We start from the raw sequence: 26684 nt of genomic DNA, 5'->3' as shown, positions 1-26684 counted from the left end.
GTCGATCGTGACCCCAACACAGACCGAGGTCCCCCAGCGGCGCGGTACGCCACGGGACTCGGACTCCACCCCGGTCATCTCCGTGCGCAACCTGTGGAAGGTGTTCGGGCCGAAGGCCGACCGGGTCCCGGACTCCACGGAGCTGTGCGGCCTCACCCGCCGCGAGCTCATGGACCGCACCGGCTGCACCGCCGCCGTGCGCGATGTGAACTTCGAGGTCGCGCCCGGCGAGGTCTTCGTCGTGATGGGCCTGTCCGGTTCGGGCAAGTCCACGCTGGTGCGCTGTCTGACCCGGCTGATCGAGCCGACCTCCGGCGAGGTCGTCTTCGAGGGCAAGGACATCCTCGACGCCGACGACAGGAGCCTGCGCGATCTGCGGCGCCGCAAGTTCTCCATGGTCTTCCAGCACTTCGGTCTGCTGCCCCACCGCCGCGTCGTCGACAACGTGGCGTTCGGGCTGGAGATCCGGGGCATGGGCAGGGGCGAGCGCGTCCGGCGGGCCCAGGAGGTCGTCGAACTGGTGGGCCTCGCCGGGTACGAGAACTCCTACCCCGACCAGCTCTCCGGCGGCATGCAGCAGCGCGTGGGCCTGGCCCGGGCGCTGGCCGGCGACCCGGACGTGCTCTTCTTCGACGAGCCGTTCTCGGCGCTCGACCCGCTCATCCGCCGTGACATGCAGAACGAGGTCATCCGACTGCACCACGAGGTCGGCAAGACGATGGTGTTCATCACCCACGACCTCTCCGAGGCGCTCAAGCTGGGCGACCGCATCCTCATCATGCGCGACGGCAAGATGGTCCAGTGCGGCACCGGCGACGAGCTGGTCGGCGCCCCGGCCGACGACTACGTCCGCGAGTTCGTCAAGGACGTGCCGCGCGGCGATGTGCTGACCCTGCGCTGGATCATGCGCCCGCCGGCGGACGGCGACACCCTCGACGGCCCCGAGCTGGGCCCGGACGTCGTGGTGCGCGAGGCCACCCGGGCGGTGCTCGCGGCCGACCGGCCGGTCAAGGTCGTCGAGAACGGCAAGCTGCTCGGCATCGTCGGCGACGAGGAGATCCTCGCGGTCGTCGCCGGGCAGGAAGGCGACATGTGATGACCGTCGTCATGGAGAAACCGGAGCAGACGGAGCCGGTGGCGAAACCCGCCCCCGTCGCGGGCGCACGCAGGATCAGCCGCTCCATGGTGGTGGGCGCGATCCTGCTCGGCTGGCTGCTGCTGTTCGCCGTGCTGCGCGGCAAACAGACCCTCACCCTGGCCGCGGCCGACCTGACCGATCTGCACCGGTGGTTCAACGACGTCAACGACTCGATCGGCGCGAACCGCAACTCCAACCCGCTCTTCCTCTACTTCTTCAACGAGATCCGCCTGGTCATCGACAACCTGGTGACCTTCGTCCAGGGGCTGATCTCGCAGCCGACCGGCGACCGTCCGCTCCCGCAGATCGGCTGGCTGGGCGTCGTCGGCATCGCCGGCTATGTCTCCTGGGCCGTGGGCAACTGGCGGGTCGCGCTGCTCGCGGTGGCCGGGTTCACCTTCTTCGGGCTGCAGGGCCTGTGGCAGGAGAGCATGGACACCCTCGCGCTCACCCTGTCCGCGGTCTTCGTGGCGCTGCTGTTCGCGATCCCGCTGGGCGTGTGGGCGGGGCTGTCCGACCGGTTCAACCGGGTCATGACGCCCTTCCTGGACTTCATGCAGACGATGCCCACCTTCGTCTATCTGGCGCCGCTGACCCTGTTCTTCCTCATCGGCGGGGCCTCCGCGACGATCGCCACGGTCATCTACGCCACGCCCCCGGCGATCCGCATCACCGCGCACGCCATCCGCTCGGTGCCGCAGACCACCGTCGAGGCGGCCGACTCGCTGGGCGCGACCCGCTGGCAGGGACTGCTGAAGGTGCTGCTGCCGATGTCCAAGCGGACCGTCGTGATGGGCGTCAACCAGTCGATCATGGCCGCCCTGGCCATGGTGACCATCGCGGCCCTGATCGACGCGCCCGGCCTCGGCAAGACCGTCGTGCAGGCGCTGCAGTCGCTCGACGTCGGCACCGCCTTCAACGCGGGCCTGTCCATCGTCGTCATGGCCATCGTGCTCGACCGGGTCACGACCGCGGCCAGCGGCCGGGCGGAGGCGGCCCGCGCCTCGAAGAACCGGTTCCTCGCCTGGCGGCGGCCGCTGCTGGGCGCGGGCGCGGTCGTCACCCTGGTCCTGGTCTATCTGTCCAACACCTACCTGTGGGCGGCGGAGTTCCCCGGCGAGGGCGGCCTCGGCAGCTCCATCGCGAGCGCGGCCGACTCCACCACGACCTGGGTGCAGGACAACCTCTCGGGGCTCACCAACGCCGTCCGCGACGCCGTCACCAACGGTCTGCTCAACCCGTTCCAGACACTGCTCACCGACTCCCCGTGGTGGCTGGTCGGCGCGGTGCTGATCGGGCTCGGCGCGGTGCTGGGCGGCTGGCGGGCCGGCGTCACCACGGCCGTGTGCGTGGGCCTGCTCGTCGGCACCGGCGTGTGGTCGGACGCCATGACGACGATGGCGTCGACCCTGGTCGCCACGGTCATCGTGATGCTGTTCGGCATGGTCTTCGGCGTGTGGATGGGACGCAGCGCACTGGTGGACCGGGTGCTGCGCCCCACCCTGGACGCGGCCCAGGTCATGCCGCCGTTCGTCTATCTCGTGCCGTTCCTCGCGCTGTTCGGCGCGACCCGCTTCACGGCGATCGTCGCCGCGGTCGTCTACGCGGCTCCCGTCGCGATCAAGATCATCGCGGACGGGGTGCGCACCGTGCCCGCGACCACCGTGGAGGCGGCCACCTCCGCCGGGTGCAACACCTGGCAGATCATCACCAAGGTCCAGCTGCCGATGGCACGCAGCGCCCTGACTCTCGCGACCAACCAGGGCCTGATCTACGTGCTGTCGATGGTTGTGGTGGGCGGCCTGGTAGGCGCGGGCGCCCTCGGCTACGACGTCGTGGCCGGCTTCTCGCAGGGGCAGCTGTACGGGAAGGGGCTCGCCGCGGGGCTGGCCATCGTCCTTCTCGGAGTCATGTTCGACCGGATCACTCAGGCAGCGGCGCGGCGTGTCGGCGCGTAAGGAGCTACGGACCATGGCAAGGCAAGCGAAAAAGTGGAGAGTCGGCGCGGCCGGCATGGCCGTTCTGGGGCTCACCCTGACCGCCTGCGGCGGTGCGAAGGTCGGCGACAGCAACTCCTCGGGGTCCGACAGCTCGGGCAGCTCCGCCCAGTGCGGCGCCTTCAACCTCGCGGTCAACCCGTGGGTGGGCTACGAGGCGGACGCGGCGGTCGTCGCGTACGTCGCGGAGAACGACCTCGGCTGCAAGGTCACCAAGAAGGACCTGAAGGAGGAGATCGCCTGGCAGGGCTTCGGGACGGGCGAGGTGGACGCCGTCCTGGAGAACTGGGGCCACGATGATCTGAAGAAGAAGTACATCGAGGGGCAGAAGACGGCCGTGGCGGCCGGCTCCACCGGCAACAAGGGCATCATCGGCTGGTACGTGCCGCCGTGGCTGGCGAAGGCCCACCCCGACATCACCGACTGGAAGAACCTCGACAAGTACGCGGCGAAGTTCAAGACCTCGGAGTCGGGCGGCAAGGGCCAACTGCTCGACGGGGACCCGTCGTACGTCACCAACGACGAAGCCCTGGTGAAGAACCTGAAGCTGGACTTCAAGGTGGTGTACGCGGGCAGCGAGACCGCGCTCATCCAGGCCTACCGCAAGGCCGAGAAGAACAAGGAATGGGTGATCGGCTACTTCTACGAGCCGCAGTGGTTCCTCTCCGAGGTGCCTTTGGTGAAGGTGAACCTGCCCGCGTACACGGCCGGCTGCGACGCCGACGCCGAGAAGATCGCGTGCGACTACCCCGTGTACGACCTGGACAAGATCGTCAGTGCGAAGTTCGCCAAGTCGGGCAGCCCGGCCTATGACCTGGTGAAGAACTTCAACTGGACCAACGACGACCAGAACGTCGTGGCGAAGTACATCGCCGTGGACAAGATGACCCCCGAGGCGGCGGCGAAGAAGTGGGTCGACGCCAACCGTGCCAAGGTGGACGCCTGGATCAAGTAGGCCCGTCACGGATGCCCGGTGGGCGGTGCGCACGGTGCGCACCGCCCACCGGGCATCGCCGTTTCCAGAGTCCCTTTTCGGGGCCGTCCGCCGACGTCACGGGCCCTCTTGACACCCACCTGCACGACGGGCACATTGAGTTGCGCAACCTGAATCACGTTGCGTAGAGAGCAACTGAACCGGAGGTGCGGCGATGGCGGGACCCCGAGTGGTCATCATCGGAGCGGGCGTCGTTGGAGCGGCACTCGCGGACGAGATCTCCGCACGAGGCTGGACCGATGTGACCGTGGTCGACCAGGGCCCGCTGCCCGCCACCGGGGGCTCCAGCTCGCACGCCCCGGGGCTGGTCTTCCAGACCAACTCCTCCAAGACCATGACCGAACTGGCCCGCTACACCGTCGAGAAGTTCTGCTCCCTCGACGTCGACGGCAAGCCCTGCTTCCTCCAGGTCGGCGGCCTCGAGGTCGCGACCACCCCCGAGCGCCTGACCGAACTCCGCCGACGCCACGGCTGGATCACCGCCTGGGGCGTCGAGGCCCGCCTCCTGACCGCCGAGGAATGCGTCGAGCAGCACCCGCTGGTCAACCCGGACCGGGTCCTCGGCGGCCTCCTGGTGCCCACCGACGGCCTCGCCAAGGCCGTCCTCGCCGTCGAGGCGCAGATCCGCCGCGCCACCGAGCGCGGCGTCACCTTCCTGGCCCGCCACGAGGTCCTCGACGTGACCCGGGCCCACGGCGAGGTGACCGGCGTTCGCACCGACCAGGGCGAGCTCCCCGCCGACATCGTCGTGTGCTGCGCCGGCATCTGGGGCCAGAAGATCGCCCGCATGGTCGGCATGAACCTGCCGCTCACGCCGCTCGCCCACCAACTCGCCTGGACCGGCCCGGTACCCGCGCTCGCGGGCCAGACGGAAGAAGCGGTCCGGCCGATCCTGCGCCACCAGGACGCCGACCTCTACTACCGCGACCGCTTCGACGCCATCGGCATCGGCTACTACGGCCACCGCCCGATGCCCGTCTCCGTCGACGACATCCTCTCCGTGGACGAGGCCGAAGCGATGCCCTCGGTCCTGAAGTTCACCGAGGAGGACTTCGAGGACGCCTGGACCGAGACGCGGTCCCTGCTTCCCGCCACCCAGGAGGCCAAGGTCGAGGAAGGCATCAACGGCCTGTTCTCCTTCACCACCGACAACTTCCCGCTCCTCGGCGAGTCCCCGGACGTCAAGGGCTTCTGGGTCGCCGAGGCCGTCTGGGTCACCCACTCCGCGGGCGTCGGACGGGCCATGGCCGAATGGCTGGTCGACGGCCACTGCTCCTCCTTCGACCTGCACGAATGCGATGTCAACCGCTTCGAGCCGCACCAGCTGTCCCCGGAGTACGTCCTGGCCCGCGACTGCCGGAACTTCGAGGAGGTCTACGACATCCTCCACCCGCTCCAGCCCTCCGGTGCCCCGCGCCCGATCCGCACCAGCCCCTTCCACCCCCGCCAGCAGGAGCTGGGCGCCTTCTTCCTGGAGGCGAACGGCTGGGAGCGCCCGCAGTGGTACGAGGCCAACGCGAGCCTGGTGGAAGGCCGTTCGATCCCGACCCCCGACGACTGGGCGGCGCGGTACTGGTCGCCCATCGTCGGCGCCGAGGCACAGGCCACCCGCGAGACCGTCGCGCTGTACGACATGACCGCCCTCAAGCGCATCGAGGTGGCCGGCCCCGGGGCCGCCGCCTTCCTGGAGCGCCTGTGCACCGGCAAGATCGCCAAGTCCGTCGGCTCGGTGACGTACACCCTGCTCCTGGACCACGACGGCGGCATCCGCAGCGACGTCACCATCGCCCGGCTGGCCCGCGACCTCTTCCAGGTCGGCGCCAACGGCAACCTCGACCTCGACCGGTTCACCCGCCACCTCCCCGCCGACGGCACCGTCCAGGTCCGCGACATCACCCCCGGCACCTGCTGCATCGGCCTGTGGGGCCCGCTCGCCCGCAAGGTCCTCCAGCCCCTGACCGACGAGGACTTCTCCAACGACGGCCTCAAGTATTTCCGCGCCAAGCGCGCCTACATCGGCTCGGTCCCCGTCACCGCGATGCGGCTGTCCTACGTCGGCGAACTCGGCTGGGAGCTGTACACCACCGCCGACCAGGGACTGAAACTGTGGGACACCCTCTGGCGGGCGGCACAGCCCCTCGGCGGCGTCATCGCCGGCCGTGGCGCCTTCAACAGCCTCCGCCTGGAGAAGGGCTACCGCTCCTTCGGTACCGACATGACCTATGAGCACGACCCCTACGAGGCCGGCGTCGGCTTCGCCGTCAAGGCCGACAAGGACGACTTCGTCGGCAAGGCCGCACTGGAACGGCGGGCGGCCGACGTCCGGCGCAAGCTCACCTGCCTCACCATCGACGACCCGCGGTCGGTCGTCATGGGCAAGGAGCCGGTCTACGACGGCGAGCGCGCCGTCGGCTACGTCACCAGCGCCGCCTACGGCTACACCATCGGCAAGGGGATCGCCTACGCATGGCTCCCGGCCGAACTGACCACCCCTGGAACGACCCTGCACATCGGCTACTTCGACCGGCGCATCGAGGCCGTCGTCGCCGAGGAGCCCCTGTTCGACCCGACGATGTCCCGTCTCCGTGGCTGAGGAGTACCGCACGTGACGGCACACATCCTCGACGGCAAGGCGACCGCCGCCGAGATCCGTCGTGAACTCGCCGACCGCGTGGCCAAGTTGACGGTCGGCGGCGCCCGCCCGCCCGGCCTCGGCACGGTGCTGGTCGGCGACGACCCGGGCAGCCGGGCCCACGTCGCCGGCAAACACCGCGACTGCTCCCGCTGCCCCGCCACCTGGACGCGGGCGCCGTGCGCCGCCGGCTCGGCCGGGCTGATCACCAAAAACATGCTGCGCCCCGGCGTGGCCGTCCTGGACGTCGGCATCACCCGCGACGACCAGGGCCGCCTGGTCGGCGATGTGCACCCGGACGCCGCCCAGGTCGCCGGATGGATCGCGCCGATGCCCGGAGGAGTGGGACCCATGACACGGGCCATGCTGCTCGCCAACGTCGTCGAGGCCGCCGAGAGGAACGCGAACACCGTATGAACCTGTCCCCTGCGACGCACGGAGACCCCCGATGAGCCCCCGCACCCCCGGCGCCGAGCTCCCCGAGCACCCCGACTGGCTGTGGCGCACGCCCGAGCCGAAGCGCGGCTACGACGTCATCGTCGTGGGCGGCGGCGGCCACGGCCTGGCCACCGCCCACTACCTGGCCAGGAACCACGGCATCACCAACGTCGCCGTGCTGGAGAAGGGCTGGCTCGCGGGCGGCAACATGGCCCGCAACACCACGATCATCCGCTCCAACTACCTGTGGGACGAGAGCGCCGGCATCTACGAGCACTCGCTCAAGCTGTGGGAGGGACTGGCGGAGGAACTCGACTACCCGATCCTCTTCTCCCAGCGCGGCGTGCTCAACCTGGCCCACAGCCTCCAGGACGTCCGCGACAGCGTGCGCCGCGTGGAGGCCAACCGCCTCAACGGCGTCGACGCGGAGTGGCTGGACGCCGAGCAGGTCGAAGAGGTCTGCCCGATCGTCAACATCTCACCCGACGTCCGCTACCCGGTCCTGGGCGGCACCTACCAGCCGCGCGCCGGCATCGCCAAGCACGACCACGTGGCCTGGGGCCTGGCCCGCTCCGCGGACGCCGCCGGCATCGACATCATCCAGAACTGCGAGGTCACGGGCCTGGATGTGGTGGGCGGCCGGGTGGTCGGAGTCCAGACCACCCTGGGCCCCATCGCGGCGGGCAAGGTCGCGCTCTGCTCGGCCGGTCACACCTCGGTCCTCGCCGCCATGGCCGGCATCGAACTCCCGCTGCAGAGCCACCCGTTGCAGGCTCTGGTCTCCGAACTGCTGGAGCCCGTGCACCCGACGGTCGTCATGTCCAACGCCGTCCATGTGTACGTCAGCCAGGCGCACAAGGGCGAGCTGGTGATGGGCGCGGGCATCGACTCGTACAACTCGTACACCCAGCGGGGCGCCTTCCACATCATCGAGGAACAGATGTCGGCTGCCCTGGAGCTGTTCCCGGTCTTCGCGCGCGCCCATGTGCTGCGCACCTGGGGCGGCATCGTCGACGTCACCCCCGACGCCTCGCCCATCGTCGGCCTCTCGCCGGTCGACAACCTCTACCTCAACTGCGGCTGGGGCACCGGCGGGTTCAAGGCCACCCCCGGCGTCGGCTGGGTCTACGCCCACACCATCGCCCACGACACGCCGCACCACCTCAACGCCCCCTTCTCGCTCGACCGTTTCACCACCGGCGCGCTCGTCGACGAGCACGGCGCGGCCGCGGTGGCCCACTAGTCCACCAGGGAGTCGGAACCATGCTGCTCATCCCCTGCCCCTGGTGCGGGCCCCGCGACGAGGCCGAGTTCCACTACGGCGGCCAGGCCCACGTGGCCTATCCGCAGGACCCGGTGTCCCTCACCGACGAGGAGTGGGCCCGCTACCTGTTCTTCCGCGACAACCCGAAGGGCCCGTTCGCCGAACGCTGGACCCACGCGGCAGGCTGCCGCCGCTGGTTCAACGCGGTACGCGACACGTCGACGAACGAGATCCTGACGGTGTATCGGACGGGAGAGGCGCGCCCGGCGACGGTGGAGCCCCAGCGGGTCACTTCTCAGCCGCGTCCGGCATCACCAGCCCGTGCGGCGTTTGAGGACGAGGCCCCTTCAGGGCCGATCGGGGGCCCGAGGGCAGAGCCCCCAGCCCGGCTCGACAGCCAACCGAACCGCCTGGCCACGGGCGGCCGAATCGACCGCACCGACCAGCTGACGTTCACCTTCGACGGCACCGAATACCAGGGCTACCGAGGCGACACCCTCGCCTCCGCCCTTCTCGCCAACGGCGTCATCCAGGCCGGCACCAGCATCAAGCTCGGCCGCCCGCGCGGCATCTTCTCGGCCGGCGTCGAAGAGCCCAACGCGGTCGTCCAGATCGAGGCCCCCTTCCCCGAGCCGATGCTCCCCGCGACCACGGTCGAGCTGTACGACGGCCTGGTCGCGAGCAGCCTCCCCGGCCAGGGCCGCCTGGCCACCGAACCCGACCCCGCCCGCTACGACGCCGTCCACGCCCACTGCGACCTGCTGATCGTCGGCGCGGGCCCGGCAGGCCTCGCCGCCGCCGCGGCCGCCGTGCGGAGCGGCGCCCGCGTCATCCTCGCCGACGACCAGCCGGAACCCGGCGGCAGCCTGCTCGGCACGGCCGAACACCTCGACTGGGCGGGTCAGGTCGCCGGACAGCTCGAAGCGGCCCCCGAGGTACGCGTCCTGCGCCGCACGACCGTGTTCGGCCACTACGACGACAACCACCTCCTCGCCGTCGAACGCCGTACCAACCACCTCGGCGCGGCGGCCCCCGCGAACGTCTCCCGCGAACGCGTCTGGCGCATCCGCGCCCGCCGCGTGGTCCTCGCCACCGGTGCCCATGAACGCTCCCTCGCCTTCGCGGACAACGACCGCCCCGGCGTGATGCTGGCCGCCTCGGCCCGTGCCTACCTCAACCGCCACGGCGTCCTGCCCGGCCGTCGCGCGGTCGTCTTCACCACCAACGACAGCGCCTACGCCGCCGCGCTCGACCTCGACGCGGCAGGCCTGGACGTCACGGCGATCGTCGACACCCGCGCAGAAGCCGGCGAGTGGGCGCAGCGCGCCCGGCAGGCGGGCATCGAGGTGCTGACCGGGCACGCCGTCACCGGCACACAGGGCGATGCGCGGCTCACCGCCGTCACCGTCGCCCCGTTCGGGGAGCCCGGCGGGCAGCGGGAGTCCACCGGGCAGCGGGAGTTCGCCGCCGACCTGCTGCTGGTCTCCGGCGGCTGGAACCCGGTGGCGCACCTGTTCAGCCAGGCGGGCGGCAAGCTGCGCCACGACGAGACGCTGGGCTCCTTCGTGCCCGACACCTGCCGGCAGGCGGTCGAGGTCGCGGGCGGCGCGAACGGCGTCCTCGACCTGCCCGCCGTCCTCGCCGAGGGCGCCGCCGCCGGCGCCCGCGCCGTCGAGGCCGAGGGCTACCCGGCGGCCGCGCCCCGGCTGCCCGCCACCGAACCCCAGCCCCAGCCGACGGCGCCCCAGCACGTGTACGTCGTCCCCGGCGCCCCGGGCGCCCCCCGCTTCGTCGACCTCCAACGGGACGTCGTCGTCGACGACCTGGTCCGGGCGACCGGCGCGGGAATGCGCTCGGTCGAGCACACCAAGCGGTACACCACCGCCGGCACCGCCAACGACCAGGGCAAGACCTCCGGCGTCCTGGCGAGCGGCGTCGTCGCCGAACTGCTCGGCGTGGACGTCTCGGCGCTCGGCACCACCACCTTCCGCCCGCCCTACACGCCGGTCTCCTTCGCGACGCTCGCCGGCCGGGACCGCGGCGCGCTGCACGACCCGATCCGGACCACCGCCGTCCACGAGTGGCATGTCGCGCACGGCGCGCTCTTCGAGAACGTCGGCCAGTGGAAGCGGCCCTGGTACTACCCGCGAGGCGGCGAGGACATGGAGAGCGCCGTGCTGCGCGAGTGCGCCGCCGCCCGCGAGACCGTCGCCTTCATGGACGCCTCCACCCTCGGCAAGATCGACGTCCAGGGCCCCGACGCCGCCGCCTTCCTCGACCTGCTCTACACCAACATGATGAGCACCCTGAAGGTCGGCATGATCCGCTACGGCGTCATGAGCCGCCTGGACGGCATGATCTTCGACGACGGCACCGTCATCCGCCTCGCCCAGGACCGTTTCCTGGTCACCACCACGACCGGCAACGCGGCGGCCGTGCTGGACTGGATGGAGGAGTGGCTGCAGACCGAGTGGCCCGACCTCCGCGTCCACTGCACCTCCGTGACCGAGCAGTGGGCCACCGTCGCCCTGGTCGGCCCGAAGTCCCGCGCGGTCCTCGGCGCGCTCGCGCCCGAACTGGCCGTCTCCAACGAGGACTTCCCGTTCATGGCCTGGCGGGAGACGACCGTCGCCGGCCTCGACGCGCGCGTCTGCCGGATCAGCTTCTCCGGCGAACTCGCCTACGAGATCAATGTGTCGCCGTGGGAGGCCCTCGCCCTGTGGGAGGCGCTCCACGAGGCCGGCGCCCCGTACGGCATCACCCCGTACGGGACGGAGACCATGCACGTCCTGCGCGCCGAGAAGGGCTACCCGATCATCGGCCAGGACACGGACGGCACGGTCACTCCGCAGGACCTCGGCATGGGGTGGGCGGTCTCGAAGAAGAAGCCCGACTTCATCGGCAAGCGCTCCTACGCCCGCGCCGACGCCGTCCGCCCCGACCGCAAGCACCTGGTCGGCCTGCTCCCGGAGGACCCGAGCGCCTTCCTCCCCGAGGGCACCCACCTGGTCGCCGACAGCGTGCTGCCCGCCCCGCCCGTCCCGATGCTCGGCCATGTCACCTCCAGCTACCGCAGCGCCGCCCTCGGCCGGACCTTCGCGCTCGCCCTGATCAAGGGCGGCCGGGACCGCATCGGCGAGCGGCTGTACGCCCCCGTGGGCGACCGGCTGGTTCCGGTGACGGTCGCAAGCCCCGTCCTCTACGACCCCGAGGGAGCCCGCCGCGATGGCTGACACCGCACTCACCGCCCCGCCCCGCAGCCCCCTGTCGCACGCCGCGGGCCGCCTGGCCGCCGCCACCCGCACCTCCGGCGGCGCGATCCGACTGGCCGAACTCCCCTTCCTGGCCCAGCTGAATCTGCGTCTCGACGCCAAGGGGGCGGCCGCGGACGCCGTCGGCCTCGCTCTGGACCTCCCCCTGCCCCTCGAACCCAACTCCGTAGTCCACGCAGGGGAATTGACCGTGCTGTGGCTCGGCCCCGACGAATGGCTGCTGACGGGCCGGCCGGGCACCCAACGGGACCTGGAGAGGCGGATCCGGGAGGCCGCCGGAGCCGAACCGGTGTCCGTCACCGACGTCTCCGCCCAGCGCACCACCCTGCTCGTCACCGGCCCCCGCGCCCGCGACCTGCTGGCCCACGGCTGCCCGCTGGACCTGCACCCGCGCGCCTTCGGAGCCGGCCGCTGCGCCCAGACGACGCTGGGCCGCACCCAGATCGTCCTGGTCGCCCGGGACGAACCCCGGGCCGGATTCTGGGTACTGGTCCGCTCCTCCTTCGCCGGCTATCTGACGGACTGGCTGCTCGACGCGGCGACCGAATACCTCTGACGGCATACCTCTGACGACATGCCTCTGACGACATGCCTGTGACGGCGTACCTCTGACGACGAGGATCCCCATCGCCGTCCCGACTCGTCGATACCATTGCGGGACAGGCGAGTTGGGGGAGTCCGGCGTGGAACCGTTGATGGGCATGGTCGTCTCGGCTGTCGGCACGGTCGCTTCGGGCGCTCTTTCCGGAGCGGGCGGCGAGATGGGCCGACGGACCTCCGAGAAGCTCTTCGACCTGCTGAGGCGTGGCCGTACCGGAGACGGGGAGAGGGATCTGGACCCCGGGGCCGGACGGGGAGGCCCGGCCCTGCCCACTCTGCCGGTCACCGAGCGCGAGCGGACGGCGGCCGCGTTACGGCTGACGGAACTCGCCGACAGCTCGCCCGAGTTCGCCCGCGAGGTGACGGAGTGGGCGCGCGAGGCCTCCTGGCTGGCGCCGCGGGCCGTGTCCGCCGTGGCGCACGACGCCTCCCGGCCACGGATGCTGCCGCCCACGACGGCGGTGTTCACCGACCGCACCGATGTGCTCGCGTGGATCACGGCGCTGCTGGACGAGGGGGACCGCCCGCCCGGTGCGCCGGTGATCGCCGCTCTCACCGGACCCGGTGGCATCGGCAAGACCGCCGCCGCCGTCCACTGCGCGTTCGAACTGGGCGAGCGGTTTCCCGACGGCGCCCTGTACGTGGACCTCGAAGGCGCGTCGGCCGCCACCGCTCTCGCACCCTCCGAAGCGCTCGCCCGGTTCCTCGAACGACTCGGGGTACCACCCGCCGCCGTGCCGGGCGACGAAGCGCGGCAGCGCGATCTGTACCGGGACTGCACAGCCGACCGGCGCATGATCGTCGTCCTGGACAACGCCCACGACGACGCCCAGGTCATTCCGTTGCTCCCCGCCTCGCCGGGGTGTCTCGTCCTGGTGACGAGCCGACACCGGCCGGGGCGGCTGGTCGCCGGTCACGGGGCCCGGCCGTTCCCCCTCGGGCCGCTGTCGGTCGAGGATTCCGTCAGCCTGATCAGACGGGTCGTCGGAGACGACCGCCCGCCCGCCCCGGACGCGATCGTGCGGGCCGTGGTGGACGGCACGGGCGGGATTCCCCTCGCGGTGTGCACCACGGGCGCCGGCCTCGCCGTCCGGGAGCAGCTGACCTGGGAGCGCGTCGCGCAGCAGCTGTCCGACCGGATCCACGGTCACGACCAGGAAGGCCCCGCCGTGCCACAAGGAAGCCCCGACGCCTACGGAGCCCCGGCCGATCCCGTCCGTCTCGCCCAGGACGTCTCCTACCGCGAACTGACGCCCGCCTGCGCCTCCCTCTACCGCGCGATCGCGGTGTGGGCGTGGCCGACCGTGACCGTCGGATCCGCCGCGCGGGCCGCCGACGTCGCGGAGGCCGAAGCCCACGCGCTCCTCGAACAACTGGCCCGCGTGCACCTGCTGGAGGAGGTCGGCGAGGAGCGCTACCGCTTCCACGACCTGACCCGGGCGCACGCCCGTGAACTCGCGGTCACCGAGGACGGCCACGGCCGCATGGCTGCCGCGGTCCGCCGGGTCGCGGTCGCACAGCTGCGCTTCGCGGCGGGCGCGGACTTCCGCGTCATGCCGCTGCGCTGGCGGCTCGGCCCGGCCTACCAGGGGCTCGCCCTCCCGGAACACCGCGACCCGGCGGACGGCAGACGCGCGCTGGCGGAACTGCGTGGCGAACGGGAGAACCTCGCGGCCGTCGTCCGGGCCGCCGCGCACCACGGCTTCGACGACCTCGTCTGGCAGCTGTGCGAGGCCATGTGGGGCCTGCACCTGCTGCTCGGCTTCCACGCCCAGTGGATCGACACGCACCTGCTCGGAGTCGAAGCCGCCCGGCGCGGCGCGGCAGAGTTCGGCGATCCGCGCGCCGTGGGCCGCATGTGGACGCAACTCGCCTTCGGCTACCTGGGACTCGGCCAGGCGGTCGAGGCCGAGTCCGCCCTCGTGCAGGCCCGCGCGGCGGAGCAGGCCTGCGGCCACCGCCGAGGGGAGGCGACCGCTGTCGAGGCGCTGGGGCTGCTGCGCCTGAGGCAGTGGGAGTTCGAGCGGGCCCAGCGGTGTTTCGAGGCGGCGCAGGACATCCTGGGCGGTATCGGCCGGGGTGAGGACGGCTGGGAGGACGTGCCCCGGGCCACCGCCCTGTTGGCGCACCACATCGGCCGCGCCCAGACCAAGCAGGGGCATTTCCCCGCCGCCGTCGCCCGGTTGAACGACGCCCTCGCGCGGTTCCGTGCCCTGCCGGGCGGCGACTCCTACAACGAGGGCCGTGTGTATATGAGTCTGGGCGACGCGCACCTGGACGCGGGAGACGCCGAGCTCGCGCGGGTGTGCCTGGACGCGGCCGTCAAGGCCATGACCGAGGCGGGCGCGGGGCTGCGCCTCGCCGACGCCGTCATGGCGAGGGCCGAGTGCCATCGCGTCCTGGACCGCCCGGCTCAGGAAGCGGAGGATCTGCGCACCGCCGCCGCGTGCTTCGAGGAGAACGGCGACGACGCCGGCCTCGCCCGGGTGCGGGCGCGACTGGCCGAAGCGCAGGCGTGAGGGCCCGGCTCAGGGTGCGGACGGCGCGAGCGGCTCGACGGCGACGCGGTGCACCGCGTCGCCCGTGCGCACGGTGATCTCGCGGCCCGCCGACGCCAGGGAACTGCCGCTCGCCAGCCAGGCGTAGAGCGCGGAGGCGTAGACGGCCGGATCGCACAGGTCGGGCCGCCCGTCGGGGTCCGCGGCGGCGGCCAGCCGCAGGAGATGCCCCTCGCGGGTGCGGACGACACACCGGTCCGGCCCGTCGACATAGGCGGCCAGCCCGCAGTACGGGTAGCGGTCGAGCGCCTCCGCCGCCCAGACGGCCGGCGGGCCCAGCCGCGGATCGTCCCCGCCCCCATGCCGTACGACGACGTCGGCGACGCGCAGCCGGCCGGCCTCCCGGGTCTCCTCGTCGACCACCGTGTGCGCGGTGTCGGCCTGCACCGCCGGGTCGTCCGGGGGGTCGGGCTCGTCCCCGGCGACGGCGTACCGGACGACGGAGAGCTCCGGCGGATCCGTGCCGATCAGCCGGGCGAGAACCCGGATCGGGGCGGTGATGCGGGCGGGCCGGTACGGCGGCAGCGGCAGCAGGTCGAGCAGCGCCGGGTGGTCTTCGGGCTCCGGGAGGTCCATGAGGCCGTAGAACATGCGGCGCAGGAGGACGGCCGACTCTCCCGGCGACGAACTGGTCTGCTCCGCCAGCTCCTTGTACCGGCCCGGTTCGTGCGAGGCGATCGCGCGGTCGATCTGTGCGCGCAGGCTGCCGCGGCGGAGGAGCCGGGGGGCCGTACGGCCGAGGGCGGCCACCGGGGAGAGCGGGTCGAGGTCCTCCTGGGGAAACGCACCGAGGAGGACGGGGATGCCGATGGCCGCCGCGTAGTAGGTGACGCTGGAGTGGTCCCCGAGGACGCAGTCGGCCGCTATCAGGGCCTGTCGCCATCCTTCGAGCGGTGGAATCGCCTCCAGACCGGCTCGCCGCGCATGGTCCAGCCAGGCACGGACCTGTCCGGGGCCGTGGCCGTACCAGATGTTCGGATGCAGGACGGCGGTCGTGCGGTACTCGTCGGCGGGCAGCTCCGCCGCCAGACGTGACAGCAGCCAGGGCAGCAGATCATCCGTGTCGTGCTCGCCGGCTCCGCCGAAGAGGGAGCGCGGCGCCCAGGTCGAGCTGACGACGATCAGCCGCCGGCCGGGTCCCACGCCCAAGGCGCGGCGGAGGCGGTCGCGTTGGGGGAGTGCGGCGAGGATGCGGTCGTAGCACGGGTCCCCGGCGAGCACCGCGGTGGGCGCCGCCTCCGGACAGGCCGCGCGCAGCCTGTCCAGCTGTTCCGGATGCGAGAGGACCGTGGCGCTCGCGAGCGGACGACCGCCATCGAGGAGCCACTCCGGCGACAGACCGAACACCGGACGTCCGGTGTCCGGTGTCCGGTGTCCGGTGTCCGGTGTGGCCAGCCTCTTATTGTATCCAACCCCGTGCGACAGTATGGCCAAGTCGGCGTCGATCGCGTCGAGTTCACCGCCGTAGCTCGCGGCCACCGCCAAGTCGAAGGCGGTGTCCTTGGCCTGCTCCCAGGGGAGTACCGGCAGCCCTGCCTGCGCCAACAACTCCGGTACGCCGGCCAGGAAAGGGGACGACCCGGTGCAGGTGGCGAACAACTGCACGCGGACGTCGCCGTGGAACAGCGGGAGTACATCCAGCAGTCGGGTCGCAGACGTCACGTTGTGCACGATGAACAGGACGCGCCGACAGCCCACGCGGGTGATCCAGCGCTCCGCGTCCTCGCCCACCGGTACGCGCAAGCGCGCTGCATGACCCGTCACTGCCACCCGTTTCACCGACCGGACCGAGATCCGTCTCCGCCGCTGTTCGCCCCGATGCTATCGACGCCTCACCGGGTCGGGCGCAGTCGGCCGCGGTTCGGCAGCGCCCTGGCGCACCGCGGGCGCGGTCGACCGCGTCGAGTCGAAGACCGCCGGAAAACCGGGCCCGGATGTCGGTTTTCCGGGTTTCGGCGGGCCCTGGCTGGAGTCGGACGGCAGGTGGGGCCGATGGTGACCCCGTCAGCCGATCCCGGCTCCCAGCCCTCAGCCCCGGCGCCCGGCGCCGTCGGCGCCCCCAGAAAGAGTCTTCCGTGAATGCCACGACCACGGCGAACGCGCCGCAGGAACGGCGGGCCGCCACGCTCGTCATGGCCTGCGTCGGTGTGTTCGTCGCCTATCTCCCGGTGACCACCGTCTCGGCGAGCCTGCCCGCGATCCAGCGGGCCCTCGGCACCTCGACCTCCCAACTCTCCTGGGTCTCCGACGCGTTCGTCCTGCCGATGGCCGCCCTCATCCTCACCGCCGGAGTCTTCGGCGACGTCCACGGCCGCAAGAAGGTCCTCCAGGCTGGCCTCGCCCTCAGCGGCCTCGGCGCGCTCGTGGCGCTGTGCGCGCAGAACGTCGAGACGGTCTGGGCCGGCCAGGCCCTGGCCGGTCTCGGCTCGGCCGCACTGCTGCCCACCACCCTCGCCCTGATCAGCCACGCGGTGCCGGACCCGCGCGAGCGCGGCAAGTTCATCGGCCTGTGGGCCACCGCGCTCACCGCCGCCCTGGCCCTGGGGCCGATCCTCGCCGGCGTCATCCTCGACCACTTCGACTGGCGCTGGATCTACCTCCTGCCCGTGCCCGTCTCGCTCCTCGCGATGGCCGCCGCGGCGAAGCTGCTGACCGACTCCCGCGCCCCGGGCTCGCGCCGGCTGGACTGGCCCGGCCAGATCACCGCCGCGCTGACGATCACCGCGCTCGTCTACGGCATCATCGAGGGCGGCGCCGAGTCCTTCACCGACGTCAAGGTCATGGTGGCGCTGTTCACCGCCGCCGTCGCGGCCGTCGCGTTCGTCATGCTGGAGCGCCGCAGCGCGAGCCCGATGCTGGACCTCTCCCTGTTCCGCAGCCCGGCCTTCACCGCCACCACCCTGATCGCCATGATCAGCTTCCTCGGGCTGATCGGGTTCTTCTTCGCCCTCAGCCTCTACTTCGGCATGGTCCAGCAGCTGTCCACCCTGGACGCGGCCTGGCGGCTGCTGATGGTGTCGATGGTCCCGCTGGTGCTGGGCGCGCCGGTCGGCAAGCTCGTGCACCGCGTCTCGCCGCGGGTCCTGATCCCCGGCGGCCTGCTGGTCGTCACGGCCGCACTGCTCTCCCTCACGAACATCGCCGCGGACACCTCCTTCGGGTCGCTGGCCTGGCGGCTGGCGCTGCTCGGCCTCGGCATGGCCTTCGTCATCACCCCGATGACCGCCACCGCGGTCAGCTCGGTCCCCTTCCACCAGGCCGGCATGGCGGCGGCCGGCAACAACGCCTTCCGCCAGGTCGGCGCGGCGCTCGGCCCCGCCATCCTCGGCGCGCTGCTGTCCACCAAGGCCGTCGACGCCCTGCCGGGCCATCTGACCGACGCCGGGCTCACCGGGCAGACCGTCCAGCAGGTCGAGGCGGTCGCCGACGCCGGCGGCATCGGCGCCGTGGCCGGAGTCGACGCCGGCACGGACACGCCCCGCGTCCTGGGCGCGCTGTCCGAGTCCTTCCTCGACGGGCTGCACCTCTGCCTGGTCGTCGCCGCAGTGCTGACCCTGCTCGCGGCCGCCGTCGGAGCGCTGCTGCTGCGCCGCCCGCAGCAGCAGCCGGTGCCGACGAAGACCGTCGGGCCGCGCCGGCAGTCCGCCGGTATCGGCTCCGCTGCTCAGGGCTCCGCTGGTCCGGGCTCCGGTGGCGTGGGGGCCCAGGGGCTCGACGAAACCCCCTTCCTGGCGGGCAACCAGACCGGAGGGTGACCGGCGTCGCACCGGGGCCCGGGATCGCGCACGATGATCCCGGGCCCCGCCGCGACCGCGGCCGCCCACCACAGCGCTCCCCCCCGCCTCCCCCGCCCCGAACCAGGAGACCCCCGTGGACTCACCGCCCGTCGACGCTCTGGACCTGAAGCTGCTCCAGGCCCTGCAACTCGACGGCCGGGCGCCCTTCAGCCGCATCGGCGAGGTGCTCGGAGTGTCCGACCAGACCGTCGCGCGACGCTTCCGGCGGCTGCGCACGACGGCGGGCCTGCGGGTGGTCGGTCTGCTCGACGGGAGCCGCCTCGGCCGCGCCAGCTGGATCGTCCGGCTGCGCTGCACGCCCGACGCGGCGGAGCAGTTGGCGAAGGCCCTGGCCCGGCGCTCCGACACCTCCTACGTCGAGTTGATCTCGGGCGGCACCGAGGTCCTGTGCGCCATGCGGCCCCGCAGCCGACAGGATCGCGACGAACTCCTCCTGGAGCGTGTGCGGCGCACCCCCGGCCTCGTCTCCGTCAGCGCCCACTGTCTGCTGCACAAGTTCTACGGCGGCCCGCTCGGCCGGCTGGACAAGATCCAGGCGCTCGATCCGGCCGAGGCGGCGGCGCTGCGTCCGCCGAAGAGCGAACCGGACGACGCATCGGTGCACCTCGACGCGGACGACGAGGCCCTCGTGGACCTGCTCCAGCGCGACGGGCGGGCCACCTTCAGCGAGCTCCAGAGCGCCACCGGCCAGTCGGAGTCGGTGGTCAAGCGGCGGGTGGAACGGCTGCGCTCCTCGGGAGCCCTCTACTTCGACGTGCAGCACGACAGCGCCTCGCTGGGCCTCGGCGTCGGCGCGATGCTGTGGCTCACCGTGGTGCCCTCCGCTCTCGCCGAGGCCGGCCAGGCGCTCGCGGAACACCGCGAGGTCGGCTTCGCCGGGGCCATCACGGGCCAGAGCAACCTGATCGCGTCGGTGGTCGCCGCCGACACCGGCGAGCTCTACCGCTACCTGAGCCAGAAGATCGGCGCCCTCCGCGGCGTCCAGGCGGTCGAGACGACCCTCACCCTGCGCCAGGTCAAACAGCTGACGTACGAACCGACCCGCTGACGTACTTGGACGAACCTCCAAGATTTTCGCCGGTGCGAGTCCGGGCTCTTCTGTGGAGTCGTCGCTTGATCCATAGTGACGGGCACGATACGGAAGTTGATTTCCGTATGGCGAAAGTCCGGCTCGGAGGATGCCTGTGTCGCTGTCCGTACCGTCCCGCGCGCGACGCGTCGCGCGTCTGCTGCGCACCTCGCTGTTCATCCAGGTCGCCTGCGCCCTGGTGCTCGGATTGCTCGTAGGCCGGCTGTGGCCCGAAGTGGGCACAGCGGTCCAGCCGTTGGGCGACGGCTTCGTGCGGCTCATCAAGGCGGTCATCGCGCCGCTGGTGTTCTGCGTGGTGGTCACCGGCATAGCCAAGGCCGGCAACCTCAGGGCGTTCGGCCGCATCGGCCTCAAGGCCCTGATCTGGTTCGAGGTCGCGACGACGTTCGCCCTGCTCATCGGCCTGGTCGCGGGAAACCTGGTGCGGCCCGGCGCCGGGATGAACGTCGATCCGGCCACGCTCGACGCGGGCGCGGTCGACGAGAAGACCGGCGGTGGCTCGCTGCCGTCGACCGGCGAGTTCCTGCTGCACGCCCTCCCCGAGAGCGCGGTCGGCGCGTTCGCCGAGAACGCGCTCCTCCAGGTCCTGGTCCTCGCCTGTCTCGTCGGCGCGGCCTTGCTGCACCTGGGCCACACCAAGGTCCCCGCGATCCTGCCGGCGGTCGAGCAGGTGCAGGAGGTCGTCTTCGCGATCGTCGGCTTCGTCATGAAGCTCGCGCCCCTCGCCGTCTTCGGCGCCACCGCGCACCTGGTCGGCCAGTACGGGCTGGGCGTGCTGTCGACGTACGGCAAGCTCATCGGCGTCTGCTACGCCGTCGCCCTGCTGTTCCTGCTGCTGCTCGCGGCGGCGCTGAAGGCGTTCACCGGGCTGAGCCTGTGGAAGTTCGTCCGCTACACCCGCGAGGAGATGCTGCTCGCCCTCGGCACCGCCTCCAGCGAGACCGTCATGCCGCGCATGATGCAGAAACTGCGCCACGCCGGCTGCCGTGACGACGCCGTGGGCCTCGTGGTGCCCACCGGCTACTCCTTCAACCTCGACGGCGCATCGATCTACCTGTCGATCGCGACGCTCTTCATCGCGCAGGCCGTGGGCGTCGACCTCACCCTCGGCCAGCAGGTGACCGTCGTGCTGATGCTCATGCTCACCAGCAAGGGCATGGCGGGCGTGCCCGGTTCGGCGTTCCTCGCCCTGTCGGCGACCGCCTCCGCGCTCGGCGTCATCCCCGCCGGGGCCGTCGCCCTGCTCCTGGGCGTGGACCGCATCATGGACTCGATGCGCGTGGCCACCAACCTCCTCGGCAACTGCGTGGCCGCCTTCGCGGTCTCCCGCTGGGAAGGCGCGCTGGACCTGACCCAGGCGAAGCGGGTCCTGAACGGAGAGGCACCCATGGCCGCGGACCCGGCCGCGGACGCGACGTCGGACACGGCCTCGGACCCGGCCTCGCACCCGGACGCGGCTGCCCCGCGCGTGGACGCCGACCGCCCGAGCTGACGTCCGCCATCAGTCCGGTCAGTCCGGTACCTCGAAGAGCCGCAGTTGGAGGGCCAGGGTGCTGTAGTAGCCCACCAGCGTGGACAGTTCGAAGAGCGTGCGTTCGCCGAGCGCGGCCCGGGCCGTCTCGTACGCCGGCCCGTCCAGCACCCCGGCGCGGTCGGTCAGGGCCCGTGTGAACGCCCAGGCGGCCCGCTCGACGGGATCGGACAGGCCCGGGTCGCGGCCTTCGCGCAGGGCCGGCAACTCGTCGTCCGTCAGGCCGACGGCGGCCCCGACGCGTTCGTGCGCATGGCGTTCGAAGGCGCTGTCCCAGGCCTGGGCGACCACCAGGATCGCGATCTCGCGCAGCCGCGGACCGAGGCCGGTGCGGTAGCGGATCGCGGCGCCCAGCGCCTGGAGCGCCCGGCCCGCGCCGGGGCTGAGCAGCATCGCGTTGAACGGTCCCCGCAGGCACCCTTCGTCGTCGGTGAGGGCGAACAACTGTGGGCCGGCGGCCCGCGGTCCGCCGGTGATCTCGGCGTACAACGCCCGCTGCTCGGTGTCGAGTTCGGCCGGGGTGAGCCGCCGCAGCCGGGTGCTCACCGCGCTTCCCGCGCCGCCGAAGCCGCATCGGAGGTCGCATCGGAGGTCGCATCCGGGTCCGCGTCGGAGGCTGCGTCCGACATCGCCGATTTCGCCAGCGCGGCCAGATCGTGGTCCGTCAGGAGCCGGCCCTCGCGCGCCATCAGCTCCCGGGCCCGGTCGAGGACGGCGTCCACCTGGGCGGGCGTCGGATCGACGCCGAGGGCCGTCAGCTTGTCGGCGAGGGTGTACGGGCCGCTGTCCGGAGTGAACGGAACCTTGCGGATGTTGCCCACCGCCGCCGGTTCGAGGCAGTTGTGGAGGAGGGGATCGATCTCCGTCTCCTGGGTGATGAGATCCATGCCGCCCCAGCAGAAGGCGTGGGTGCCGGTGACCGGATGGTTCCAGGCGGGGTGATAGTTCGTCAATTCTGCGCCCACCCGGGCCAGTTCGGTGAGGTTCTCGGTCCGGACGCCGGTGCGCACTCCGTACAGCGCCTCGAAGGCGAGCGTGGTCGCCGCCAGGTCGGCGTTGCCGGGGCCGCCGCAGTACCCGTTGACCGACAGTTCGACGGCGGTGGCGCCGGCCTGCACGGCCGCCACCGCGCAACCGACCGCCAGGCCGAAGGTGTTGTGCGGGTGCAGGCCGACCTCCACCTGCGGTGCGAGGGCCTTCGTGCGCCCGACGAGATGCGCGAACGCCTCCGGGCTCATCGCGCCCGGGCCGTCGAACAGGGTGAGTTCATCCGCTCCGGCAGCGGTGAGGACGGCGACCGACTGCTCGTGGGTCTCGTCGGTGGCGTACGAGACCATGAGCAGCGGCACGATCACCTTGAGGCCGCGGGCCCGGGCGTACTCGACCAGGCCCGCGGCCCGGGCGAGCACGCCGGCCCGGTCGCGCGGGGTGTCCGGGCCGCGCCACTCCTCGCCGCGCCAGGCCCTGCCGTACACCGGGGCCTGATAGATCAGCGAGGTCTCGCCGAAGCCCTGCACCCAGACCTGGACGGCGTCGTAACCGGCCGCGGCCGCCCGATCGATGTCGTCGCGTGAGCGCATCAGCGGGCAGATCACCCGGCAGTCCGGGTTCTCGCCCTTGACCAGCTCGACTTCGGCCCGCAGCGCGGCGGAGTCCCGGCCGCCGAGGCCCGCCGTGACGACCTCCGGCACTCCGCACGCGACGAGCCGGCGCAGGAACGCCCGCTTCGCCTCGGCCGGGGCCAACACGCCGGGCAGTGTCTCGACCGAGCGCAGCGTCGCGTCCCGCAGCCGTACCGCCCGGGGGAGTGAACCGGTCACGTCCGGGCGGCGATTGAGCGGACTGACCGACCAGCGGCCCGGCTCATAGGCGCCGGCCTCGCGGCGCGACGCCAGCTCGGCGCGAAACCGGGCGATCTCGTCGGGGGTGAACACGGGCGGCTTGTCCATCGATCTCCTCGGATCCCCTCGGTCGCTGTCTCTCGACGCCTCTCGACGCCTTCTCGACACTCTCGTTGCCTCTCGACTCCTGTCGACACTATAGGCAATAGATATGGGTTGGCGGCCGTTGATGGCCTGGATATTTACTTTCTGTCGACACATGGCTAAAACTGTCGACAGCCTCGCCCCACCGACCCGAGGGAGATCCCCGTGACCCAAGACGTGCCCGACAAGCGGCTCGGCCGACTGGCGGGCCGCATCGCCGTCATCGGCGGCGCCGGAAGCGTCGGCCCAGGCTGGGGCAACGGCCGCGCCACCGCCGTCGTCTTCGCCCGGGAGGGCGCCACCGTGTTCCTGGCCGACCGGGACGAAGCGGCCCTCGACGTCACCGCGCGACAGATCCGCGACGAGGGCGGCAGCGCGCACACGGCGGTGCTGGACGTCACCGAACCCACCGCCGTCCGGGACTACTTCGCCGAGTGCGAGGGGCTCGCGGGGCGCGTCGACATCCTGGTCAACAACGTCGGCGGCTCCCGGCCGGGAGGTGCGGTGGACCTCAGTCTGGAGGACTGGGAGAGCCAGCTGCGCACCAACCTCACCAGCGCCTTCGTGGCCTGCAAGCACATCGTCCCGATCATGCGGCGGGCCGGCGGGGGCGCCATCGTGAACACCGCCTCGGCGTCCGGGCTGCGCTGGACCGGCGCCGCCCAGGTGGGTTACGCGGCGGCCAAGGCCGCGGTCATCCAGCTGTCCCGGGTCACCGCCGTCGAGTACGCGCCGGACGGCATCCGGGTCAACACCGTCGTCCCGGGGCAGTTGCACACGCCGATGGTCGAGGCCCGGCTCGCCGGCCAGCGGGCGGGCGGCGACGTGGCGAAGCTGCTGGCCCAGCGGCAGGCCCGGATCCCGCTCGGCTTCATGGGCGACGGCCGCGACACGGCGTACGCCGCGCTCTTCCTCGCCTCCGAGGAGGCCCGCTTCGTCACCGGCACGGAGATCGTCGTCGACGGTGGAATGACGGCCCGCTGTGACTGAACCGGTCCTCCATGGCGCGCAGTTGGCGGCCTCGCCCGGCTGCCCGCCCCCGCACCCCGCCCCGCGCACCCCCTCCCTCGTGCTCCCGCCGGACAGCTGCGACGCCCACTGCCACATCCTCGGCCCGGCCGACGTCTTCCCCTACGCCCCGGACCGCACGTTCACGCCCGTGGACGCCCCCAAGGAACAAGTCCACGCCCTGCACGCCCACTTGGGGATCACCCGGGCGGTGATCGTGCAGTCGTCCTGCCACGGCCACGACCACTCCGCGCTGCTGGACGCCCTGCGCTCCGGCGACGGACGGCTGCGCGGAGTCGCCCTGATCGGCGAGACGACCGCGCGTGCCGAGGTCGAGGAGCTGCACCGGGCCGGCGTGCGGGCCTTCCGGCTCAACTTCCTTCCCCATCTGCGCACTCCGCCCACCCGGGCCGAGATCGACTCCGTTCTCGAACGCGTCGACGGACTCGGCTGGGCGGTCCAACTCCACGTCCGGGGCGCGGAGATCGCCGTCCTGGAGGCGCTGGTGCGCGCCCTGCCCGGCAGAACCGTCATCGACCACATCGGACGGGTCGACCTCGCCGCGGGACGCGACGACCCCGCCCTGCGCAGCCTGCGCGCCCTGCTCGACAGCGGGGAGGTGTGGGTGAAGCTCAGCGGCGTCGACCGGGTCTCCCGGCAGGGCCCGCCCTACGCCGACGCGGTCGCGCTGGCCGCCTCCCTGGTGGAGTACGCCCCGGAGCGCGTCGTCTGGGGGACGGACTATCCGCACGTCAACATCGCCTCGGACGCCCCCGACGACGGCCTGCTCGTGGACCTCGTCGAGAGCATCGCACCCGACCCCGCGCACCTCCAGCGGCTGATGGTGGACAACCCGGCCGAGCTCTATGACTTCCCGTCAGCCGACCTTCGGCGCACTAGTGTCGGCAGTAGTGACAGGAAATGACAGGTAATTCACGGTCAGATCCCTTGAAGGGGAAAAGTGTCGACAGTAGGGTCCCGACTCGAACCCCGCGTGAGGAGAACGGCATGGTTCGGCTGTCCCGGCACAATGTCTTACGGCGCGGCGACGAGCGGTACGAGCGCGCTCGCCTCGACGCCGTCTGGAACGAGCGTAAGCCCGACCGGTATCCGGACGTCATCGTGCTCGCCGACAGCGAGCAGGACGTGGTGGCCGCCGTACGGCTGGCCCGTCGCGAGGGCCTGGCCATCGGCATCCGCTCCGGCGGCCACAGCTGGGTGGGCAACGGAGTGCGGGACGGCGGCATGCTGCTCGACCTCTCGCGACTGCAGGACGTCGCCGTCGACCCCCTGACAGGGACGGCCGCCGTACAGCCCGCGGCCAAGGGTCCGGCCCTGCTCGATCAACTCGCTCCACACGGTCTGTTCTTCCCCACCGGGCACGCGCCCACCGTCGGCGTCGGCGGGTTCCTCCTGGGCGGCGGCTACGGCTGGAACTCCCGCCGGCTCGGCCCGGCCTGTCTGAGCATCCAGGCGATCGACGTCGTCCTCGCCGACGGCACCCTGGTGCACGCCACCGACGAGACGCACCCCGACCTGATGTGGGCGGCCCGCGGCAGCGGCCCCGGCTTCTTCGGCGTCGTCACCCGCTTCCGGCTGGCCCTGCACGATCTGCCGCGCCGCATCCTGCGGACCGTGCACACCTATCCGCTCGACCTGCGCGACGAGGTGCTGGCCTGGTCGCACGCCACCCTCGAACGGCTCTCGCCGACCGTCGAGTTCTCGGCGAAAGTCGGCTTCGCCCCGGGGCTCGACCGGCAGACGGTCTCGGTCACCGCCACCGCCTTCTGCGAGACCGACGAGAATCCGCTCGCCCCGCTGGAGGAGGCGCCCTTCCGGGAGCGGGCGATCCGGTGGACGGTCGCGCAGGAGACGACCATGGCCGAGCTCTACGCCTACGCCGACCGCATGACCCCGCCCGGCATGCGCTGGGCGCTCGACGGGATCTGGACCGACGAGCCCGTCGACAAGCTCCTCGCCGCCGCCCGGCCGCTGTTCGACACCATCCCGGACACCACCAGCCATGTGCTGTGGATGCTGTGGAGCGACCACCCGCAGCGCGCCGACGCCTGCTGGTCCAGCCAGGGCAAGGTCTACCTCTCGCCCAACGCGGGCTGGACCGACCCGGCCGAGGACCTCGCCCACGAACGCTGGGCTCATGGCCATCTGGCCGACCTCCAACACCTGTCGACGGGACTGCAGTTCTCCGACAACAACCTCGCCGACCGCTTCGACCACGGACTCAGCCCGGCCAACTCCGCACGCCTGGAGGAGATCCGGGCCGCATACGACCCCGACGGCGTCTTCCGCACCTATATGACGCCCTGGGAATCCACGACCGCCTACGCCGCCGCGGGACGCGCGCGGACCCACTGAAGGA

The 26684-nt window shown here is 71.9% G+C and carries 18 protein-coding genes; 15 read left to right on the top strand and 3 right to left on the bottom strand.

The features are described 5' to 3' along the window. Positions 1–7: 7 nt before the first annotated feature. The 9 genes from ACWCPF_RS18455 (at position 8) to ACWCPF_RS18415 (ending at position 14854) form a co-directional block, all read left to right on the top strand. A complete protein-coding gene (locus ACWCPF_RS18455) occupies positions 8–1096 on the top strand; it encodes a quaternary amine ABC transporter ATP-binding protein (protein ID WP_451046082.1) in 1089 nt (362 codons plus the stop codon). Next, positions 1096–3096, top strand: coding sequence for an ABC transporter permease (locus ACWCPF_RS18450; protein WP_451046081.1), 2001 nt, complete (start codon positions 1096–1098; stop codon positions 3094–3096). The genes ACWCPF_RS18455 and ACWCPF_RS18450 overlap by 1 nt, the downstream gene beginning before the upstream one ends. 13 nt (positions 3097–3109) lie before the next feature. Further along, positions 3110–4090 (top strand): ABC transporter substrate-binding protein, encoded by a 981-nt coding sequence (locus ACWCPF_RS18445; RefSeq protein ID WP_451046080.1) that lies wholly within the window; start codon positions 3110–3112, stop codon positions 4088–4090. Between the two features lie 193 nt (positions 4091–4283). After that, a complete protein-coding gene (locus tag ACWCPF_RS18440) occupies positions 4284–6722 on the top strand; it encodes a GcvT family protein (RefSeq protein ID WP_451046079.1) in 2439 nt (812 codons plus the stop codon). 12 nt (positions 6723–6734) lie between these two features. Beyond that, the gene (locus ACWCPF_RS18435; protein WP_451046078.1) at positions 6735–7178 is read left to right on the top strand and encodes a tetrahydrofolate dehydrogenase/cyclohydrolase catalytic domain-containing protein; all 444 of its coding nucleotides are present in this window, start codon (positions 6735–6737) and stop codon (positions 7176–7178) included. A 31-nt stretch (positions 7179–7209) separates the two neighbouring features. Beyond that, positions 7210–8442: a sarcosine oxidase subunit beta family protein gene (locus ACWCPF_RS18430; RefSeq protein ID WP_451046077.1), complete on the top strand. Its 1233-nt coding sequence runs from the start codon at positions 7210–7212 to the stop codon at positions 8440–8442. 20 nt (positions 8443–8462) lie between these two features. Beyond that, the gene (locus tag ACWCPF_RS18425) at positions 8463–11696 is read left to right on the top strand and encodes a sarcosine oxidase subunit alpha family protein (protein ID WP_451046076.1); all 3234 of its coding nucleotides are present in this window, start codon (positions 8463–8465) and stop codon (positions 11694–11696) included. Then, entirely contained in the window at positions 11689–12291 is a 603-nt protein-coding gene (locus ACWCPF_RS18420; protein ID WP_451046075.1) for a sarcosine oxidase subunit gamma, read from the top strand. The genes ACWCPF_RS18425 and ACWCPF_RS18420 overlap by 8 nt, the downstream gene beginning before the upstream one ends. Before the next feature lie 127 nt (positions 12292–12418). Next, the gene (locus ACWCPF_RS18415) at positions 12419–14854 is read left to right on the top strand and encodes a tetratricopeptide repeat protein (protein ID WP_451046074.1); all 2436 of its coding nucleotides are present in this window, start codon (positions 12419–12421) and stop codon (positions 14852–14854) included. 9 nt (positions 14855–14863) lie between these two features. Here the strand turns inward: ACWCPF_RS18415 and ACWCPF_RS18410 are convergent, their stop codons facing one another. Then, complete coding sequence (locus tag ACWCPF_RS18410) at positions 14864–16636, bottom strand: hypothetical protein (protein WP_451046073.1); 1773 nt, start codon at positions 16634–16636, stop codon at positions 14864–14866. A gap of 389 nt (positions 16637–17025) precedes the next feature. Between ACWCPF_RS18410 and ACWCPF_RS18405 the strand changes: the two genes are divergently transcribed. The 3 genes from ACWCPF_RS18405 (at position 17026) to ACWCPF_RS18395 (ending at position 21272) form a co-directional block, all read left to right on the top strand. Next, positions 17026–18648, top strand: a complete 1623-nt coding sequence (locus ACWCPF_RS18405; protein WP_451046230.1) for an MFS transporter — start codon at positions 17026–17028, stop codon at positions 18646–18648. 115 nt (positions 18649–18763) lie between these two features. After that, entirely contained in the window at positions 18764–19738 is a 975-nt protein-coding gene (locus ACWCPF_RS18400) for an Lrp/AsnC family transcriptional regulator (protein WP_451046072.1), read from the top strand. Between the two features lie 130 nt (positions 19739–19868). After that, positions 19869–21272, top strand: coding sequence for a cation:dicarboxylate symporter family transporter (locus ACWCPF_RS18395; protein WP_451046071.1), 1404 nt, complete (start codon positions 19869–19871; stop codon positions 21270–21272). 18 nt (positions 21273–21290) lie between these two features. On the opposite strand, the gene ACWCPF_RS18390 is transcribed toward ACWCPF_RS18395, so the two are convergent. Further along, positions 21291–21857, bottom strand: a complete 567-nt coding sequence (locus ACWCPF_RS18390; protein WP_451046070.1) for a carboxymuconolactone decarboxylase family protein — start codon at positions 21855–21857, stop codon at positions 21291–21293. After that, on the bottom strand, positions 21854–23260 hold the full coding sequence (locus tag ACWCPF_RS18385) for a hypothetical protein (protein WP_451046069.1): 1407 nt from the start codon (positions 23258–23260) through the stop codon (positions 21854–21856). The genes ACWCPF_RS18390 and ACWCPF_RS18385 overlap by 4 nt, the downstream gene beginning before the upstream one ends. Positions 23261–23461: 201 nt before the next feature. Here ACWCPF_RS18385 and ACWCPF_RS18380 point away from each other — a divergent pair, with 201 nt between their 5' ends. The 3 genes from ACWCPF_RS18380 (at position 23462) to ACWCPF_RS18370 (ending at position 26680) form a co-directional block, all read left to right on the top strand. Then, positions 23462–24286, top strand: coding sequence for an SDR family NAD(P)-dependent oxidoreductase (locus tag ACWCPF_RS18380; RefSeq protein ID WP_451046068.1), 825 nt, complete (start codon positions 23462–23464; stop codon positions 24284–24286). Further along, positions 24279–25229 carry an amidohydrolase family protein gene (locus tag ACWCPF_RS18375; RefSeq protein ID WP_451046067.1) on the top strand — a complete coding sequence of 317 codons (951 nt, stop codon included), beginning with the start codon at positions 24279–24281 and terminating at the stop codon, positions 25227–25229. Before ACWCPF_RS18380 ends, ACWCPF_RS18375 begins: the two co-directional genes overlap by 8 nt. 83 nt (positions 25230–25312) lie before the next feature. Beyond that, positions 25313–26680 (top strand): FAD-binding oxidoreductase, encoded by a 1368-nt coding sequence (locus ACWCPF_RS18370; RefSeq protein WP_451046066.1) that lies wholly within the window; start codon positions 25313–25315, stop codon positions 26678–26680. Positions 26681–26684: the final 4 nt, after the last annotated feature.

The sequence above is a fragment of the Streptomyces sp. NPDC001858 genome (assembly GCF_053594615.1).
This window is presented reverse-complemented; position numbering and strand designations above follow the sequence as displayed.